At 69.1% G+C, this 14,348-nt stretch carries 16 protein-coding genes and 2 pseudogenes; 7 read left to right on the forward strand and 11 right to left on the reverse strand.

The annotated features are described in order from the left end of the window. Positions 1-87: 87 nt before the first annotated feature. Entirely contained in the window at positions 88-291 is a 204-nt protein-coding gene (locus tag BZY54_RS00420) for a hypothetical protein (protein WP_086722315.1), read from the forward strand. Between the two features lie 265 nt (positions 292-556). Here the strand turns inward: BZY54_RS00420 and BZY54_RS00425 are convergent. The 11 genes and pseudogenes from BZY54_RS00425 to BZY54_RS00480 form a co-directional block, all read right to left on the reverse strand. Beyond that, positions 557-775 (reverse strand): annotated as a pseudogene (locus tag BZY54_RS00425) (dihydrofolate reductase family protein); the annotation flags it as partial. A 460-nt stretch (positions 776-1,235) separates the two neighbouring features. Next, complete coding sequence (locus BZY54_RS00430; protein ID WP_086722316.1) at positions 1,236-2,306, reverse strand: MBL fold metallo-hydrolase; 1,071 nt, start codon at positions 2,304-2,306, stop codon at positions 1,236-1,238. Positions 2,307-2,408: 102 nt separating this feature from the next. After that, the gene (locus BZY54_RS00435; RefSeq protein ID WP_244216872.1) at positions 2,409-2,864 is read right to left on the reverse strand and encodes a carbonic anhydrase; all 456 of its coding nucleotides are present in this window, start codon (positions 2,862-2,864) and stop codon (positions 2,409-2,411) included. A gap of 439 nt (positions 2,865-3,303) precedes the next feature. Continuing rightward, a complete protein-coding gene (locus BZY54_RS00440) occupies positions 3,304-3,651 on the reverse strand; it encodes a nitrile hydratase accessory protein (protein ID WP_086722318.1) in 348 nt (115 codons plus the stop codon). Then, on the reverse strand, positions 3,648-4,247 hold the full coding sequence (nthA, locus tag BZY54_RS00445; RefSeq protein WP_086722319.1) for a nitrile hydratase subunit alpha: 600 nt from the start codon (positions 4,245-4,247) through the stop codon (positions 3,648-3,650). Before nthA ends, BZY54_RS00440 begins: the two co-directional genes overlap by 4 nt. After that, positions 4,244-4,915: a nitrile hydratase subunit beta gene (nthB, locus tag BZY54_RS00450; RefSeq protein WP_086722320.1), complete on the reverse strand. Its 672-nt coding sequence runs from the start codon at positions 4,913-4,915 to the stop codon at positions 4,244-4,246. The genes nthA and nthB overlap by 4 nt, the downstream gene beginning before the upstream one ends. A gap of 31 nt (positions 4,916-4,946) precedes the next feature. Then, positions 4,947-5,396, reverse strand: a complete 450-nt coding sequence (locus BZY54_RS00455; RefSeq protein WP_244216873.1) for a putative quinol monooxygenase — start codon at positions 5,394-5,396, stop codon at positions 4,947-4,949. 83 nt (positions 5,397-5,479) lie between these two features. Beyond that, on the reverse strand, positions 5,480-6,538 hold the full coding sequence (locus tag BZY54_RS00460) for a zinc-dependent alcohol dehydrogenase family protein (protein ID WP_086722322.1): 1,059 nt from the start codon (positions 6,536-6,538) through the stop codon (positions 5,480-5,482). Positions 6,539-6,924: 386 nt separating this feature from the next. Beyond that, a pseudogene (locus BZY54_RS00465) lies at positions 6,925-7,143 on the reverse strand (transposase); the annotation flags it as partial. A 107-nt stretch (positions 7,144-7,250) separates the two neighbouring features. After that, a complete protein-coding gene (locus BZY54_RS00470) occupies positions 7,251-8,102 on the reverse strand; it encodes a PP2C family protein-serine/threonine phosphatase (protein ID WP_244216875.1) in 852 nt (283 codons plus the stop codon). 591 nt (positions 8,103-8,693) lie between these two features. Further along, the gene (locus BZY54_RS00480; protein WP_143667962.1) at positions 8,694-8,936 is read right to left on the reverse strand and encodes a hypothetical protein; all 243 of its coding nucleotides are present in this window, start codon (positions 8,934-8,936) and stop codon (positions 8,694-8,696) included. 530 nt (positions 8,937-9,466) lie between these two features. On the opposite strand from BZY54_RS00480, the gene BZY54_RS00485 reads away from it, so the two are divergent. The 6 genes from BZY54_RS00485 to BZY54_RS50130 are packed head-to-tail and all read left to right on the forward strand — an operon-like array spanning position 9,467 to position 14,341. Continuing rightward, positions 9,467-10,219: a GntR family transcriptional regulator gene (locus tag BZY54_RS00485; RefSeq protein ID WP_158103783.1), complete on the forward strand. Its 753-nt coding sequence runs from the start codon at positions 9,467-9,469 to the stop codon at positions 10,217-10,219. Continuing rightward, positions 10,210-10,641 (forward strand): phosphonate C-P lyase system protein PhnG, encoded by a 432-nt coding sequence (gene phnG / locus BZY54_RS00490; RefSeq protein ID WP_086722327.1) that lies wholly within the window; start codon positions 10,210-10,212, stop codon positions 10,639-10,641. Before BZY54_RS00485 ends, phnG begins: the two co-directional genes overlap by 10 nt. Continuing rightward, positions 10,638-11,261: a phosphonate C-P lyase system protein PhnH gene (phnH, locus tag BZY54_RS00495; RefSeq protein ID WP_158103784.1), complete on the forward strand. Its 624-nt coding sequence runs from the start codon at positions 10,638-10,640 to the stop codon at positions 11,259-11,261. The genes phnG and phnH overlap by 4 nt, the downstream gene beginning before the upstream one ends. A gap of 1 nt (position 11,262) precedes the next feature. Then, on the forward strand, positions 11,263-12,528 hold the full coding sequence (locus BZY54_RS00500) for a carbon-phosphorus lyase complex subunit PhnI (protein ID WP_086722329.1): 1,266 nt from the start codon (positions 11,263-11,265) through the stop codon (positions 12,526-12,528). Further along, on the forward strand, positions 12,525-13,442 hold the full coding sequence (locus tag BZY54_RS50125) for an alpha-D-ribose 1-methylphosphonate 5-phosphate C-P-lyase PhnJ (RefSeq protein WP_143667963.1): 918 nt from the start codon (positions 12,525-12,527) through the stop codon (positions 13,440-13,442). Before BZY54_RS00500 ends, BZY54_RS50125 begins: the two co-directional genes overlap by 4 nt. Further along, complete coding sequence (locus BZY54_RS50130; RefSeq protein ID WP_143667964.1) at positions 13,439-14,341, forward strand: ATP-binding cassette domain-containing protein; 903 nt, start codon at positions 13,439-13,441, stop codon at positions 14,339-14,341. The genes BZY54_RS50125 and BZY54_RS50130 overlap by 4 nt, the downstream gene beginning before the upstream one ends. The last annotated feature ends 7 nt before the right edge of the window (positions 14,342-14,348 follow it).

The raw sequence follows: 14,348 nt of genomic DNA on the forward strand, positions 1-14,348 counted from the left end.
GGTCTTTGGACGACGTGGTTTGACCAGGACGGGAGGTACGGCCGCCTTGGGGTTGGTAAGCCCGGCCTCGGGGCGAGGTGGGTGCCCATGGAGGAGGGGGAGCCCGCGGTCTGCGAGGCTCAGGCCCGCATCTGTGCGCATAAGAGCCTCGCGTTCCGGCCCGGTCTACGCGACGTGCGGGAGCTGTATGGCGTCGCCGACGACCACGGTGCGGTCTATGGCCCTACGCCGTCCCTCGAACTGGCAGAGGTGGTCTGGTCAGTTGAGTGGCCTGAGTTGCGTGCAGAGTGATCGGAGCGTGGGGGTGGAGGTGCGGGCGCAGGGCCGAGAAGCTCGTGCCGGTATGCGAGGTTTCGCTGTCCGAGCAGGCGATCTGCACCCGCTTACCGAGCGGCAGAAGGCAGAGCTCCGCCTTGGTCAGCTTCTGCAGCTCCGCAGCGGTCAGGTTCCGCCAGAACCGGTTGGGGTGTCAGGGGTGCCGCCCCTGGAAGGCGACTGGACACCTACAGGAGCCGTCCAGTCTCTTCCTGCAGTACGCCCGCGACTGGCAGGCCGCGATGTGCGGCGGCTGGTCGGGCTCGGTGTGCGCGGTCTCCCAGTAGACCATCGTCTCGTACATCCGTCGGCCGTAGAGGTACGTGCCGACGGGGCGGAAGAGGTCGTTGATGAAGGTATGCACCTCCTGGTCGTCGGCGGGCCCGGTGCCGAGGTCGCCATCCGCCGCCTCGGCGTAGCCGTCGAGCGAGGTGATCATCGAGTAGATGAGCTTTGCCATGCGTCTCCTTCGGGTACGAGCGCGTCAGTCTGCAAGCGGTCCTGCAGGCTGTGACCTCCGCACGACCCGGAACTCATCGATCGGCCGGCCGGCCGGTTCCGTCAAGCGTCAGATCCCGGACGACGCGCACCTCGTCGGGGTTGCCCGCGCAGTTCCGCGCCCTGGCCACCCGCTACGCGAAGCGAGTGGCCTACTACCGGCCGGAGATCATCATCGCGGCCGTTTGTGGCTGAGCACCGATTCACAGGGCACGCCCCGTAGAGGTGGTGCGGCAGACGCGCGGGCTGGCGGCGTTGTGTGTGTGATGCCCACTATCGAGCACGTGGACGATTCGCGTGATGCCGAGGCAGCGCCTCCCCCCACGTGCCGGGGTCGAGGTGTTCACGTACGCACCGCACTCGGTTCGGTCAAGCGCCACGAAGCCGACGAGCTGACCGTTCTGCGGGCCCCTGAGCCGGGATCAGGCAGCGCCCGACTGAGGGGCGCTGAGTGTGTAGGTGGTTCCGACGCTGGTCTGCACCCATGCGTCCGGGAGGGCTGCGGCGAGGGTGTGCTGGGCGCGCCAACCGGTGCAGTGACCGGGGACGATCAACTCGGGTGCGAGTTCGGTGAGGGCGGCCACCGTCGGGCCGATGACCGGTTCGAAGGCGGGACCGCTGAGATGGAAGCCGCCGATGAGGGCCAGCAGTTTGCTGACGGCGGTCAGCCTCATGGCGTGCCGGATGATGTTGACCACTCCGGCGTGGCCGCACCCGGTGATGATGACAAGTCCCCGGCTGCGCACGTTGATGACGAGTGCCTGGTCGTCGATGACGGCGGGGTCGTGTCGCCAGCCGTTCCCGTCCCAGGCTTGGTGTGCCTGCGGCATGCCGTGCTCGAACTCGGTGACGCGGTCCACCTCGCCGGTGATCAGGATGCCGCCGGCCAGCAGCGACGGCTGCCGCCGCTCGATCACCTCGAACCCTTCGCGTTCCAGGGCACCCCGTGACAGCGTGGGCATCTCCAGACCCTGGCCGGCGGGTAGTGCCAGGCGGCGGCGGGTCCAGACCGCGGGGTGGACGGTCAGCGGCAGGCCCGAGCGCCCGCGCAGCCGGGCCAGGCCGTCGAAGCCGCCCGCGTGGTCGAAGTGGCCGTGGCTGAGCACGACGCCCTGCAGGCCGCCGGCATCGATGCCAAGACGCTCGGCGTTCACCGCCAGCCCGTCCGGCGACGCGCCGGTGTCGAACAGCAGCGTGCTGCTCGCGTTCCCGCTTTGGACGGTGACCAGGGCGGAGAAGCCGTGCTCGGCACGCAGCCCCGCGAGGGCCTCGCCGCCGGCGAACTGCCGCGCGGCGGTCCGCCCGGCGTCCATCGACGCCCGGGCGACGCCTTCGGCAGAGGTCAGCAGGGCGTCGAAGGTGTTGTCGACCATCGCCGTGACTCGGACCTCGTCGACTTCGGGCAGCGTCACCGGGTCGACAGCCGGTTCCTGCGCGGCGCGAGGCGCTGACCACGCCGCCTCGGCCGCCGAGTGCCCGTGATCGTCGCACATGCTAGAAAGCGCCTCCCCACCGATACGACCGGCAGATCCCGGTACAAGCCGCAGGCCCATGGCGGTCGCGCCCGCCGGACCGGCCGCGGGCGCCGCGCGGTGTCATGCTTCCACTTGCGCCGGCGGGATGACGACGTCGATGAGCCCGGTGGCCACGTCGTACACGAGCCCTGAGACGAAGACTCCGGCCCGAAGCTTCTGCTTGAGGATTCCGACGTCGACGCGGACGGCGGCGACCGGGTCGGTGACCGCCTTGGCGTCCAGCTCTCCGGCCGGAACTTCAAAGTAATCGGCCAGCAGCTCGGGGAACGCGGCCAGGTCCGCGATCCCGCAGTCGGTGTGATGCAGGACCGCATAGTGGTTGTCGCCCGGGCCAGGGCCGCCCGTGCGGGCCTGCACGACCTTCGAGAGCATCCCCAGCGTCCGGAGTGTCGCGGGGGTGACCCGCCCTCCGACGTTGCGGATCACCGCTGCCTCGCCGAGCTTGAGCCTGAGCACGTCGGACGGGTCGACACGCGGGTCGACGCATCCGATGACCGTCAGACTGCCACTGGGCATGAGCTTGAGGTTGGCGAATGATCCGCCGTCGGCGAACCCGGCATTCCGCTTCGCTAGCTCGTCCGTGTCGATCACTGTGCCGGTAACCCCATCTTGCTCTGAGCCTGGCCCCCTGGTGACGCCGACTGCGACCTCAGGTTGCCGCCAATCCTGGCCCGCCGCCGCCTCCCATGCCACTCGGCTGTGCGGCAAATCGTGATCACGCAGGTCAACGCCTTGCGTGATCCGATACAAGAAGGGCGGGGTGCCGTCCTTGGTCTAGGAGATGACGCCGGGGCGGCCGTTGACGGTCGCCGCATGTCCTCGTGCCGGGCTGCCGGCCACTCGCGCGCGGGTGGCGACTTCGGTGGCCCCGAGCGGAGCCTTTGCGTCCGCTCGCCCCGAAATCTCCCGGAGGATCAACCCGCCGGCAGGGAAGTCGGCCCGGAAGGCGTCGGAGTCAACGCGCGTGGTCGCGGTGGTCGTGCCCCGGGGAGCGTTGTGCCAGGGCTTGGGCGCGTGTGATGACTTCGTCCGTGGACACGGCGCTGAGGCCGGCGAGTACGTCCTCCAGGGCGCCCAGCCATAGTCGGTAGTAGTGGCATGGCTCGCCGTGCTCCCGTGAGGCTGTCCAGGCGGTGATCCGGGCGATCAGCGCGGTCTGGAATTCCGTCCAGCTGAAGACGCCCGCCTCGTACAGGGTGACGGCCATGCCGAAGGCGCGGCTTTCCCACGGTTCGGCGAACACCAGCTCACCGTTGGAGCGGGGAGGTGCTGCCGGGCCCTCGATGGCCAGCGGCGTGCTCACGGTGTCGCCACCTTGGCTACGCCGACCATCGCATCCCTGGTGATCAGTGGCACGAGTTCTTCTTCCGTGAGGCGCTCGGTGCCGGGTGGACGCTCGGGCAGTACGAGCCAGCGCACCTCGCTGGTGGAGTCCCGGACGATGATCTGCACGTCGTCGTCGAGCGTGAGTCCCATCTCGGCCAGCACCGTGCGCGGCTCCCTGACCACGCGCGCGCGGTAGGCGGGGTCCTTGTACCAGCTCGGCGGCAGGCCGAGGACCGGCCAGGGGTAGCACGAGCACAGCGTGCACACCACGACGTTGTGGGTGGTCGGGGTGTTCTCGACCACGACGATGTGCTCGCCCTGCTGCCCCGAGAAGCCGAGTTCCTTGATGGAGGCGGTGCCGTCCTCGAGTAGACGCCGCCGGTAGTCGGGGTCCGTCCACGCCCTGGCGACGACCTTGGCACCGTTGAGCGGGCCCACGCTCGTCTCATAGCGGGTGATGATCGCGTCCATGGCCTTCGGATCGATCAGGCCGCGCTCGGTGAGCAGTTGTTCGAGCGCCTCGGTGCGCAGCGCCACGGAAGGGCTCCTTTCAGAGCCGCCGGTGGTGGTCATGCGGTGGCCTCCAGATAGCTCTCGTACATGTCTACGGTGACGGTGAAGGGTTCGGCGCCGGCGCCCCACAGCTCGTACGAGTCGAACCACACCGAGTACACGTACTGCGGGTTCTCGCCCAGGAAGTGCGCATTGGTGTCCGGCAGTACGTGGGCGGGCTGGATGATCTCCACCACTCCGGTGTGCCCCCGGACATAGCCAGGCAGCCGGGTGTGCCCGGGCACGGACACGTCCCTGGCGCGGACGCGCTGGCCGACGCCGAAAGCGGGGGCAGCGTCCAGCGAACGCAGCGAGCCCTCGGCCGTGGGCGCGTAGTGCGGCCGCACCGGCTCGGTGACGGGCGGCTCCGGCACGTGTTCGCCGCGCAGGTTGCGGGCCCGGGCCTCGACCGCGCCCGGCGCCAGGACGGCGCGCTCGGTGAGCATCAGCTCGCCGGCGTTGAGCCAGCGCCCGAAGTAGCCGTCGTCGATGTAATGCGCTCGGTCCAGGCGCTCCAGCGCATGCCGGAAGGCGTCCGTGTTGATGCCGCCGTTCGCGGCGCGGCCGGAGAGAATCGCCAGCGCGAACGCCTTGCGCTGCCAGTCCTCCGCGAAGACGGGTTCATCGCGCTGAGGTGGATGCACGGGGCCCCATCCGTGGGTGCCCCCCATGTCGGCGATTCCGTCCATGGCATGACCTCTCTTACGCCCACAAAGGCGGCTAGATGAAGAGGTATTTACCGGCGTACGGTCGGAGCCGGTCGATCTCCGTTCTCTCCGCGTACTTCTTGCTCTCGCTGAGGAAATGACGGACGTGCGGCTGACATCCGTGTTCGTCAAAGGCTGCGCGGTCGGCGTACAGCTCGAAGAAGAGGCGCTGGTTGGGCGCTCCCTCGACCTCGCTGCAGGCGTACACCAGGGCGCCCGGTTCATGTTCAAGGACCGCCGCAGCGGCCTGCCGGACCAGCTCATCGAACGCTTCATCAGCACCGCCACGTAGCGTGAAGCGGACACAAAGCGCCATCCGGCTCATTCCTGCTTCCTTCTTGCCACTCTCAGTCTCTCCACGCATCCCGTGACCCGCGAGCGGCAGCGGCGCCACCACGCCCTCATGACGGCCGGAGTATGCAGGCTCCGTGCTGATCGCCCGGCGCGCCTGCTCGGCGTCCATGTCAGAAGGCGGCCGTACGACGGGCCTCGATCTCGCGGCCCTGGCGCGCCGTGGCCGCACCTCCAACGCACTGGCAGGGCTTCCTACCTGTCGTCTTCGTCCCGGCCGTCCTCGAAGACGAACAGTGGCTTGGTGCCGTGTGCGGGTGCTTCGGCGAGCGCGACGGCTTCTGTGAAGCGTTCGAGCGGGAAGGGCCGGCCTTGGGGAATGCTCAGCACCTCATCGGCGATGAGACCTCGGACCCGGGCCAGCGCGCGCAAGGCAATCTCGGGTGAGGCGGTGCCGAACCAGCGGTTCAGCCAGAAGCCCCGGACTGTTTTGGTCTCGTAGATGATCGAGCGTGCCTGCAGCGGGATCGTCAGTGCCGCAGGGTCGGTCTGCCGGTGGGTGGAGAGTGCGCCGTAGACCACCAGCTCTCCTCCCGGAGCCAGTGCCTGGGACACTTGGGCGCCGACGGGGCCCGCGACGCAGTCGATGGCCTTGCGCACGCCGGCCGGTCCCGCTGTCTCAGCCACACGCTGCACCAGGTCCTCGACCTCCGTGCAGATGACCTCATCCCCACCGAGCGCCTTGATCTCCGCAACGGCACCACGTCGCCGCACGACATTGATCGTGCGAATCCCCAGATGCCGGGACAGCTGGATGACGAGCCGGCCGACGGTGGAGCCCGCGGCCGTCTGCAACAGCCATTCGCCCGGCTGTACATCGAGTTCGCGAGTCACGAGGAGCAGCGCGGTCAACGGATTGACAGCGAGTTGGCAGGCGCTGGAGTCGCTCAGATGGTCGGGAACCGACAGCAGCCTGTGTGTGTCGGCCACGAGGTATTCCTGCCAGGTGCCGGCCACAGGGGGCCCGGGTATAGCCGGGACCGTAGCGGCCACCACGCGCTCGCCGACCTTCAGCCCCTCGGTTTCCGGGCCCAGGGCCGCGATACGGCCCACGCACTCCATGTTGCCGCCGACAGCGGGAAACGTTGGGGAGAAGCCGTAGCGGCCGCGCAGCACGTGCAGATCACTCGCGTGAACCGGGGTCGCCTTCACCCGGATCAACGCCTGACCGGCGTCCGGCGTGGGAACGGGCCGGGATTCCAGCCGCAGGACATCGGTGGGCTCGCCAGCCTCTACAGCTACGAGCGCGCGCATGGATCGAGGCATGAGTGGCCTTTCGTCTCTCAGTCCGCGAGGAACCCGGCGGACGCTCCGGGCAAAGCGATGCTGAGGCCGGCGTTCTCGCCAGTGCCGAGGCTGTGATCGGCACCGGACTCCTCCAGACCCTCACCGACTCACTCAAAGTGATCATGTAATGGCTCTGGGCTCACACGGTCTGCCAAGGCGCAAGCCCAGGACCTCGCCGCAGCACGAGTTCAGCTATGAATCCGTCACTTCACGCTACGCCTAGCCTCGGGGAGGTTCTCGGCAGTGGACCATGCACCATGGTGAGAATGCCCGCTGCGCCGATTCGGAACTCAGGAGGCCACCGACGGGTGCGGTGTCGGACGTGTCAGTGACTTTGTGTAAGTCCTCGGATGTCACGTGGTGTTGAGCCTGTCCTCGAAGAACAGTGAGAACTGGTTCAACGCCTTCTTCCAGTGTGCCGCGATGGGGATGATCAGCTCGCGCACCGCGAGGTAGAGCACCTTCAGCGCGGCCTGCTCGGAGGGGAAATGCCCTCGGTTACGAGTGGTTTTCCGCAGCCTGGCGTTGATCGACTCGATCAAGTTCGTCGAATAGACGACCTTCCCTATCCGCCGACGCGGAGGGGCAGACACGGAACGAGGTGGAGGCCAGCGTGAAGAAGGCCGCGCGGCACGCGGAGGGCGACCGCCGTTAGGGCGAAAGCCAGGCTGGTCCTGCGCTAGCAGAGTTTTTGGTCAGCCATGGGGCGGCCCTCGCTGCCCAGGCGTCCGGCGTGCGGGGTTGCCGTTCGCCGTACGGCGAGGATGGCGGCGTCGTCGTGGAGAGCCCCGTTCGTGTGGGCATGGAGGTCCCGTTGGATGCGTTCGATGAGCGTCTCAGGGCTGCACTTGGTCCACTGGGCGAGCCGCTCTTCCAGTGGATAGAAGGCTCCCCTGCTGTCGCGGGCCTCTACGAGACCGTCGGTGTACAGCAGGAGGACGTCACCGGCCTCGAACGAGAACGTGTGAGAAGTACGGACGTCCTGCTCGAACGTGCACATGCCCAGGGGCGGCGCCGGGAAACTCGGGACACTTGTCACCTGCCCTCGGCTGATGAGCAGGGGCGGCGGGTGCCCGCAGTGCGTCAGCCGCGCCACGGAGCCATGGTCAGGGACCTCTAGCAGCAGCGCGGTGATGAAGTGCTCCAGAGCCTCGTCGTCGGGGAACTGGGTCAGGTAGCGGCACATACTGCGGTCCAGGGCGCTGGCGACGGCCGGTAGCGTGGCGTGCTGGTGAGCGACCTCCTGAAACGCGGCCATCAGCGCTGCCGCCTCTCCAACCGCGGACAGTCCTTTCCCCCTGACATCGCCGATGAGCACACGAGTGCGGTCGCCAGTACGAGCCACCGCGTACAGGTCACCGCCGATACGCGCTTCCTTCGCGGCAGCCAAGTACGTGCACGAGAGGTCCAGGGAACCGAGCCGGCGGGGCAGCGGGCGTAGCAGCGCCCGCTGCGCGGCCTCGGAAGCGGACCGCACCTGGGCGAGCTCTGCACTGCGCCGGTCACGCACCAAACAGACGATTACGGCCAAGATAGACAGGATCGCTAGGGCCTGTCCGACGGGTCGCGTCTCCGACCCTGCACCCGATAGCTGCTGTCACCCGAATGGCGCAACGTGACGTGCCACCCACATGGGTGAAAGTCACGCTGGCTAGTGCCCCAACTGAGGCAATCCGTGAAAGGGGAACCGAATGCGCATTCGACGAATCCTCGCGGCTGGCATCGCCACGGCAGCCCTCGCCGGACTCGGCCTCACAGGCGCCGCCACCGCCACCGCCGCACAGGGTGCCCCATCCGCCGTCAGCCCTTCTCAGTGCAGGGAGGGCGGCGGAACGCCCCGGATCGACTTGCCGGGCAACCCCTGCGTGGGCGGTACATACGACGGCCAGGCGGTCGACTAAACCCCACTAGGCGCCCCGCGGCCACGCGCTGCGGGGCGCTCCTGCGCGAGCGTAGCCGGGAGAGTCGCAGGGACTGTGCCGACCCGTCGGGCAGGCTAGGTCCGAGTCGGCCCGGGAGCACGCGGCGGGCGAGGGCTCCCGAACGCCGCGCGAGCGCAGCGAGCTGACGGAGCACTTCGGCTTGAGCCACCCTTACGACGTGGATGGAATGGCCGGCCGCCTCACCGCCTGGTGGACGTCGATCCGAACGCAGGAAGTCTGAGCAGTGAGAACGGCCCGGTGCGGCTGACAGCAGGAGCGACGACCAGCAAAGGACCCAGCTGGACACCCTTGCCGGTCAGGACATCCGCAATCACGATCACAACGATCAGACCGAGCGGGATCACGAGGAACGCGTGGCTCGCCTGCACGGTTGGGCGATTTTCCCATAGCTTCGCACCCATATGCCCCATGCTGGCACCCAAAGGCGCCACGGTGCACAAGGGCTGCAGCCCCAGGCCGGGCACCTCGCCTGACGCAGAAGGGCGGGTTGCCCAGCTGGACTCAGTACTCCCAGACCTCGAGCTCGCCTACCCGCTACTCGGTCGCACTGGTCCGTGCCGGGGCCAGCATTGAGCGGGCTTCCTCGTCGAGCGATCCGCGGCCCGCGCGGTATGAACACCACCGACGGCCGTCGGTCGGAAAACCGGTTGCGCGCGGCCAGCCCGTGGTGAAGATCGCGGCATGTCCAACTTCCTGGAAACCGACCGGCTCGTCCTGAGCGCGTTCACGGCGGCCGTGACCGGCCCGGTCCTCGCCGTGGTGCTGGCGCGGACCCCGAACTGACACAGCCAGGAGAGGCCCCCAGGCGATCCTCAAACGCCTGGGGGCCTCTCGCATGCCCGCGCATCCCGACTGAAAGAGGCCAAATCGATTATTTCTCCACAACCCTCGGGCCCTGCAATGCCGCTCGTTGGACACCTGCAGTTCGCCATCGGCGATGAGCATCGCAGCCATGACCGCACCGACCACCGCCTCGATCGCGGAACTGCTCTGCGCGGAGTGGAGTGGACTGCCGCCCAGAACGCGCCTGCCCAGTGACCGCGCACTGGCCGAGCGTTTCGACGTCGGCCATGGCGTCATCGGCCGGATCATGGCCGACCTCGAGCGCCAGGGTCTGGTACGACGCCAGCGCGGCTCCGGCAGCTTCTGGCTCGGAGACATGGTGTCGGTCGCGGTGACCACGCCGCCGTCCTTCGCGCACTTGATCCGCAACGCCGGGCTGACTCCCGGCTCGACCCTGCTCAGCGTCGAAACCCGTCGCGTCGCCACCACTGAGCGCAAGCACCTCCGTCTGTCCCCCAACACCGCGGTGTGGTGCATTCGGCGCCTCCTCACCGTCGAACGCATCCCGGTTGGCGTTGCCACCAGCGTTCTGCCGGCCCGCGATCTCAAAGCGCTGCCTGCGGAGCTCGAGTCATACGGCTCGCTCTTCGACACCCTGGACCGCCGCTACCACCGGCCCGTGGTCCGGGCCTGGAAGCGGCAGCGCCCCGTTGAGCTGCCCCGCTTCGTCGGCGAGGTGTTCGGCCTGCAAACGCCGATCTCCGTCGAGCTGCAGGAGAGCCTCAACCGAGTCGTGGACGGCGCCCCGATCGAGTACGCGCGCACCTACATGCGAACGGACGCCCTCAACCCACACGCTCTCATCCGCCGCGCGCATGGCGTGCGGCTCCCTCAACAGGAGGCCTCCCGCCGATGCCGTTGACCACTGAGACACGGGCGGAGCTGCTCGCCGCAGCTGCCCCCGAGGAGCTCACAGAACTAGCCGAGCGGCTCATCGCCGCCGGTCTGGAGGGGCTGAGCGTCGTCAAGCCGCCCAAGACCGGTCTGGTGATGATGCAGGTCCGGGAACCTGTCGCCGAGGAGCGGTTCTTCCTTGGCGAGGTCCTCGTCACCGAAGCGACCGTCGACCTCGACGGCGCGCTGGGCTGGTCGATGCGCGAGGGCGACGACCGTGTCACAGTCCTCGCCGCCGCAATCCTCGACGCCGTCGCGGCTGCCGCTCACCCGGCCGCCGCCGAGGTGGAGGCGCTCTGCTCCCGCGTCTCCACCCGCCGGGAAGCCGCCCACGCCGCCGAGTGGGACGAGATCGCCCCGACCGTCGTCGAGTTCGAGGACCTGCCGTGACCACGACCCGAACCCTGACCTACGGCGAGACCATCCGCCGTATCGGTCGCGCACCCGAGGATTCGCAGCGCGACTACCGCCGACTTATCGACGTGCTCGGTCGCCCGAGCCGGATCGCCGCGATCGACACTGTCGACGGTGTCCCGCCGGTGATCATCCTAGCCGCCGGCCTGGCCGATGTCGACGTGACCGTCGCCGTCCTCGACGAGGACTGGGAGCGCCCCTTCTTCGTCGCGACCGGTGCCACCCGGACCGACATCACCCGCGCCCAGCACATCATCGCCACCCAGCCGCTGACCGTGGACCAGCTCACGAGCCTGGAGCGCGGCGACGCCCTCCATCCCGAGCGCGGCGCGCGTGTCTTCGCCGCGGTCACCGGCTTCGGCGACGCCGTCGACGGTGCCGACAGCACCACCCTGATCCTCTCCGGCCCCGGCAACGACGGCGAGGCCCGCCTCTCCGTCGACGGTCTCGCACCCGAGTTCTTCGACGCGCTGGCGATCGCGAACGCCGACTTCCCGGCCGGCATCGACCTCGTCCTGGTCGCCCCCGACGGCCGCATCGCCGCGATCCCGCGCAGCAGCCGTATCTCCATCGAGAAGCCCGAGAAGGGAGCTTGAGATGGGCTACTCCAACGCCAAGGGCGGCGAGGAGGCGATCCTCGCCGCTGAGCAGCTGGTCCGCCGCGGTCGTGAGGCCGGCAGCAGCCCCCGTCTGACCCTCGATCAGGTCACCGAGCGGCTCCGCCTCGCGGTCGACCGGGTCATGGGTGAGGCCAGCCTGTGGTCCCCCGGACTTGCGTCGCGTGCCGTCCGTCAGGCGGAAGGCGACCAGTTCGAGGCGATGCAGCTGCTGCGCGCCCACCGCTCCACCCTCCCACGCCTCGCTTACAGCGAGCCGGTCGAGGTCGCCGAGCTCCGCGTTCTGCGCCGGGTCAGCTCCGCCTTCCGCAACCCGCCGGGCAGCCAGATCCTAGGCCGCACCCTCGACTATGTCGGGCGCCTGCTCGACCTCATGCCCGAGCAGGACCACGAGCGGTACGTCGCCGAGCTCGAGGCGTCCGTCGGCCACAGCCACGGGCACGGCCACGGGCACTCCCACGACGGCCACACGCACGGTGACCACGAGCACGAGCACCGCGTCCCTGAGAACAGCGCGACCCGCGACCTTGTCGGCGAGCTGCAGGCGGTCGCTGCAGAGTCCGACGACGACCGCAACCCTCCGCGCGTCATGGACCTGATGCGGGCGATGGACCTGCTGGTGGAGCGTCGTACCGGCGAGGACCCGGAGCCCTACGACGTCACCCGGCAGCCTGCCCGGCCGGGCGCGCCCCGCTCGGCAGTGCTCAGCATGCTGGCCCGCGCGGAGACCGGTGCGCTGGTCCACTTCTGGTACAAACTGCGCTTCGACCCGAGGAGCGCCGGCCACGAGATCCCCGGCGAGGTCCGCCACGGCTGGTTGCCGCTGCGGGTCAACCACCCGCTGACCGGCAACCCGGTCCAGGTCGCCGAGGTCCGGGTGACCGATGTCGAGACATACGACGACCTCGACCGACCCGACGAGGACCGCAGCCGGATCGACGTCGGCTACGGCCTGTGCTTCGGCCACAACGAGCGCAAGGCGATCGCGATGGCCGGTCTCGACCTGGCGGTCCACCGGGACGGCAACAGCAGCGAGGTCGCCCAGCAGGTGCTGATCACCCTCGACGGTGTCGAGGCCAACGGCTTCCTCGAACACCTCAAGTTGCCCCACCACGTCGACTTCCGCTCGGTCATCGACCGGAAGCAGGCGATCCGCGCGTTGCAGACCGGGACCAAGCCAGTGGCCGCCACAGACGCCACGCCCACCCCGGGCAACGAGACCCAGCAGATCGGAGCGCTGGTATGACCACCCTCTCCGCCGAGCTCACGGAGCGCTCGGTCGAGCAACTGGCGGGGGACGCAGCGCCCCGCGACATCTTCGACGAGCTGTCCAAGCGCGCCGTCCGCCGCGCCCTGCTGACCGCGATCGCGGTGCCGGGCTACCAAGTGCCGTTCAGCTCTCGCGAGATGCCCGTCGCCCGCGGTTGGGGCTCCGGCGGCCTCCAGGCCACGCTCGCCCTCATCGGCGCCGATGACAACGTCAAGGTGATCGACCAGGGTGAGGACGCGGGCGTCAACGCGACCAACCTGCGCCGCCTCATCGTCGGCAACGCCGGCTGCGGCGAGGAGACCGAGACCGGTCTGGCCGACGTGATCCAGTCGCGCCACCGCATCCCGGAGGAGCCGCTCAAGGACGGCCAGACCCTGGTCCTCCAGGTGCCGGTGCCGGAGCCGCTGCGCGGTGTCGTGGGCAGCATGGACGAGCAGCGTCGCATGCACGCCGAGGGCGACTACGCGAAGATGTGGGTCCGCCTCTACGAGGACATCGTGCGCAACGGCGTGGTCAGCCACTCGGCCGACTACCCGTGCCTGGTCAACGGCCGCTACGTGATCGCGCCGAGCCCGATCCCGCGCTTCGACGTACCGAAGCTCAACGACAGCGAGGCGCTCGTCGTCCTCTCCGCCGGCCGCGAGAAGCGGATCTACGCCATCCCGCCGCACACCCGGGTCGAGCCGCTGACCTTCGAGGACGTGCCGTTCACCGTCGAGCACACCGAGGGTGCCGCCTGCGTCTTCTGCGGCAGCGACGACACCTACCTCATCGGCGTACCCGAGGAGGACGGCACCACCCGCTGGGTCTGCAGCGACACCGACTGGTGCTCCCGCCACCGCCCCGACGACGACACCGAGACCGAGACCGAAGGAGAGGTCTCCCGATGAGCCTCACCCTCCACGAGCGAGCGCAGTACGCCGGAGCCCCGCTCGCCAGCCCGGCCCCGGCCCCGGCCTGGACGCTGTCGGTCCGCGGGCTCGGCAAGATCTACGGCGACACCAGCGAGGAGTCGATCGCCGGCACCGGTCCAGAGTTCGGCACCGCCGTCTCCCCGAACACCGGTGCCATCGTCGCCGCCTGGGGCGTCGACCTCGACGTCGCCCCCGGTGAGGCGCTCGGCGTCATCGGCGAGTCGGGCTCGGGCAAGTCGACGGTGCTGCGCTGCATCGCCGGTGACGAGCCCGCCACCGCCGGCGAGATGCTCTTCACCGACCACGGCGGGTCCACGGAGCGGCTCGACCAGCTGAGCCCGACCGAGCGTCGCCGGATGCGGATCAGCGACATCTCGGTCGTCTACCAGGACCCGGCGCTCGGCCTGACCATGGACGTCAGCGCAGGCGGCAACGTCGCCGACCCGCTGACCGCGGCCGGCTGGCGCAACTTCGGCCGCATCCGCAGCCGCGCCACCGAGCTGCTGCAGCGCACCGAGGTGCCGATCGCGCGCATGGACCACCCGGTCAAGGCGTTCTCCGGCGGCATGAAGCAGCGCGTGCAGATTGCCAAGTCGCTCGCCAACGACCCCTCCCTCCTGCTGCTCGACGAGCCGACGACGGGCCTGGACGCCTCGGTGGCTGCCGGCGTACTGGACCTGATGCGCGGCCTGCTCGAGGAAACGAACGTGGCAGCGATCGTGGTCAGCCACGACTTCTCGGTCATCGAGATGCTCACCACCCGCGTGATCGTGATGCAGCACGGCCGCGTCGTCGAGGCGGGTCTGACCGACCAGCTCCTGGAGGACCCGCAGCACCCCTACAGCCAGCAGCTCGTCGCTGCGGCACGGGGGTGAGACGAGA

This window comes from Streptomyces carpinensis, assembly GCF_002154505.1.
GTDB lineage: Bacteria > Actinomycetota > Actinomycetes > Streptomycetales > Streptomycetaceae > Streptomyces > Streptomyces carpinensis.

Bases quoted from the DNA above. Each gene is read 5' to 3' on its own strand.
- BZY54_RS00420 (WP_086722315.1), top strand. From the start codon at position 88: ATGGAGGAGGGGGAGCCCGCGGTCTGCGAGGCTCAGGCCCGCATCTGT.
- BZY54_RS00430 (WP_086722316.1), bottom strand. From the start codon at position 2,306: ATGTGCGACGATCACGGGCACTCGGCGGCCGAGGCGGCGTGGTCAGCG.
- BZY54_RS00435 (WP_244216872.1), bottom strand. From the start codon at position 2,864: ATGCCCAGTGGCAGTCTGACGGTCATCGGATGCGTCGACCCGCGTGTC.
- nthA (WP_086722319.1), bottom strand. From the start codon at position 4,247: ATGACCACCACCGGCGGCTCTGAAAGGAGCCCTTCCGTGGCGCTGCGC.
- nthB (WP_086722320.1), bottom strand. From the start codon at position 4,915: ATGGACGGAATCGCCGACATGGGGGGCACCCACGGATGGGGCCCCGTG.
- BZY54_RS00455 (WP_244216873.1), bottom strand. From the start codon at position 5,396: ATGGACGCCGAGCAGGCGCGCCGGGCGATCAGCACGGAGCCTGCATAC.
- BZY54_RS00460 (WP_086722322.1), bottom strand. From the start codon at position 6,538: ATGCGCGCGCTCGTAGCTGTAGAGGCTGGCGAGCCCACCGATGTCCTG.
- BZY54_RS00485 (WP_158103783.1), top strand. From the start codon at position 9,467: ATGACCGCACCGACCACCGCCTCGATCGCGGAACTGCTCTGCGCGGAG.
- phnG (WP_086722327.1), top strand. From the start codon at position 10,210: ATGCCGTTGACCACTGAGACACGGGCGGAGCTGCTCGCCGCAGCTGCC.
- BZY54_RS00500 (WP_086722329.1), top strand. From the start codon at position 11,263: ATGGGCTACTCCAACGCCAAGGGCGGCGAGGAGGCGATCCTCGCCGCT.
- BZY54_RS50125 (WP_143667963.1), top strand. From the start codon at position 12,525: ATGACCACCCTCTCCGCCGAGCTCACGGAGCGCTCGGTCGAGCAACTG.
- BZY54_RS50130 (WP_143667964.1), top strand. From the start codon at position 13,439: ATGAGCCTCACCCTCCACGAGCGAGCGCAGTACGCCGGAGCCCCGCTC.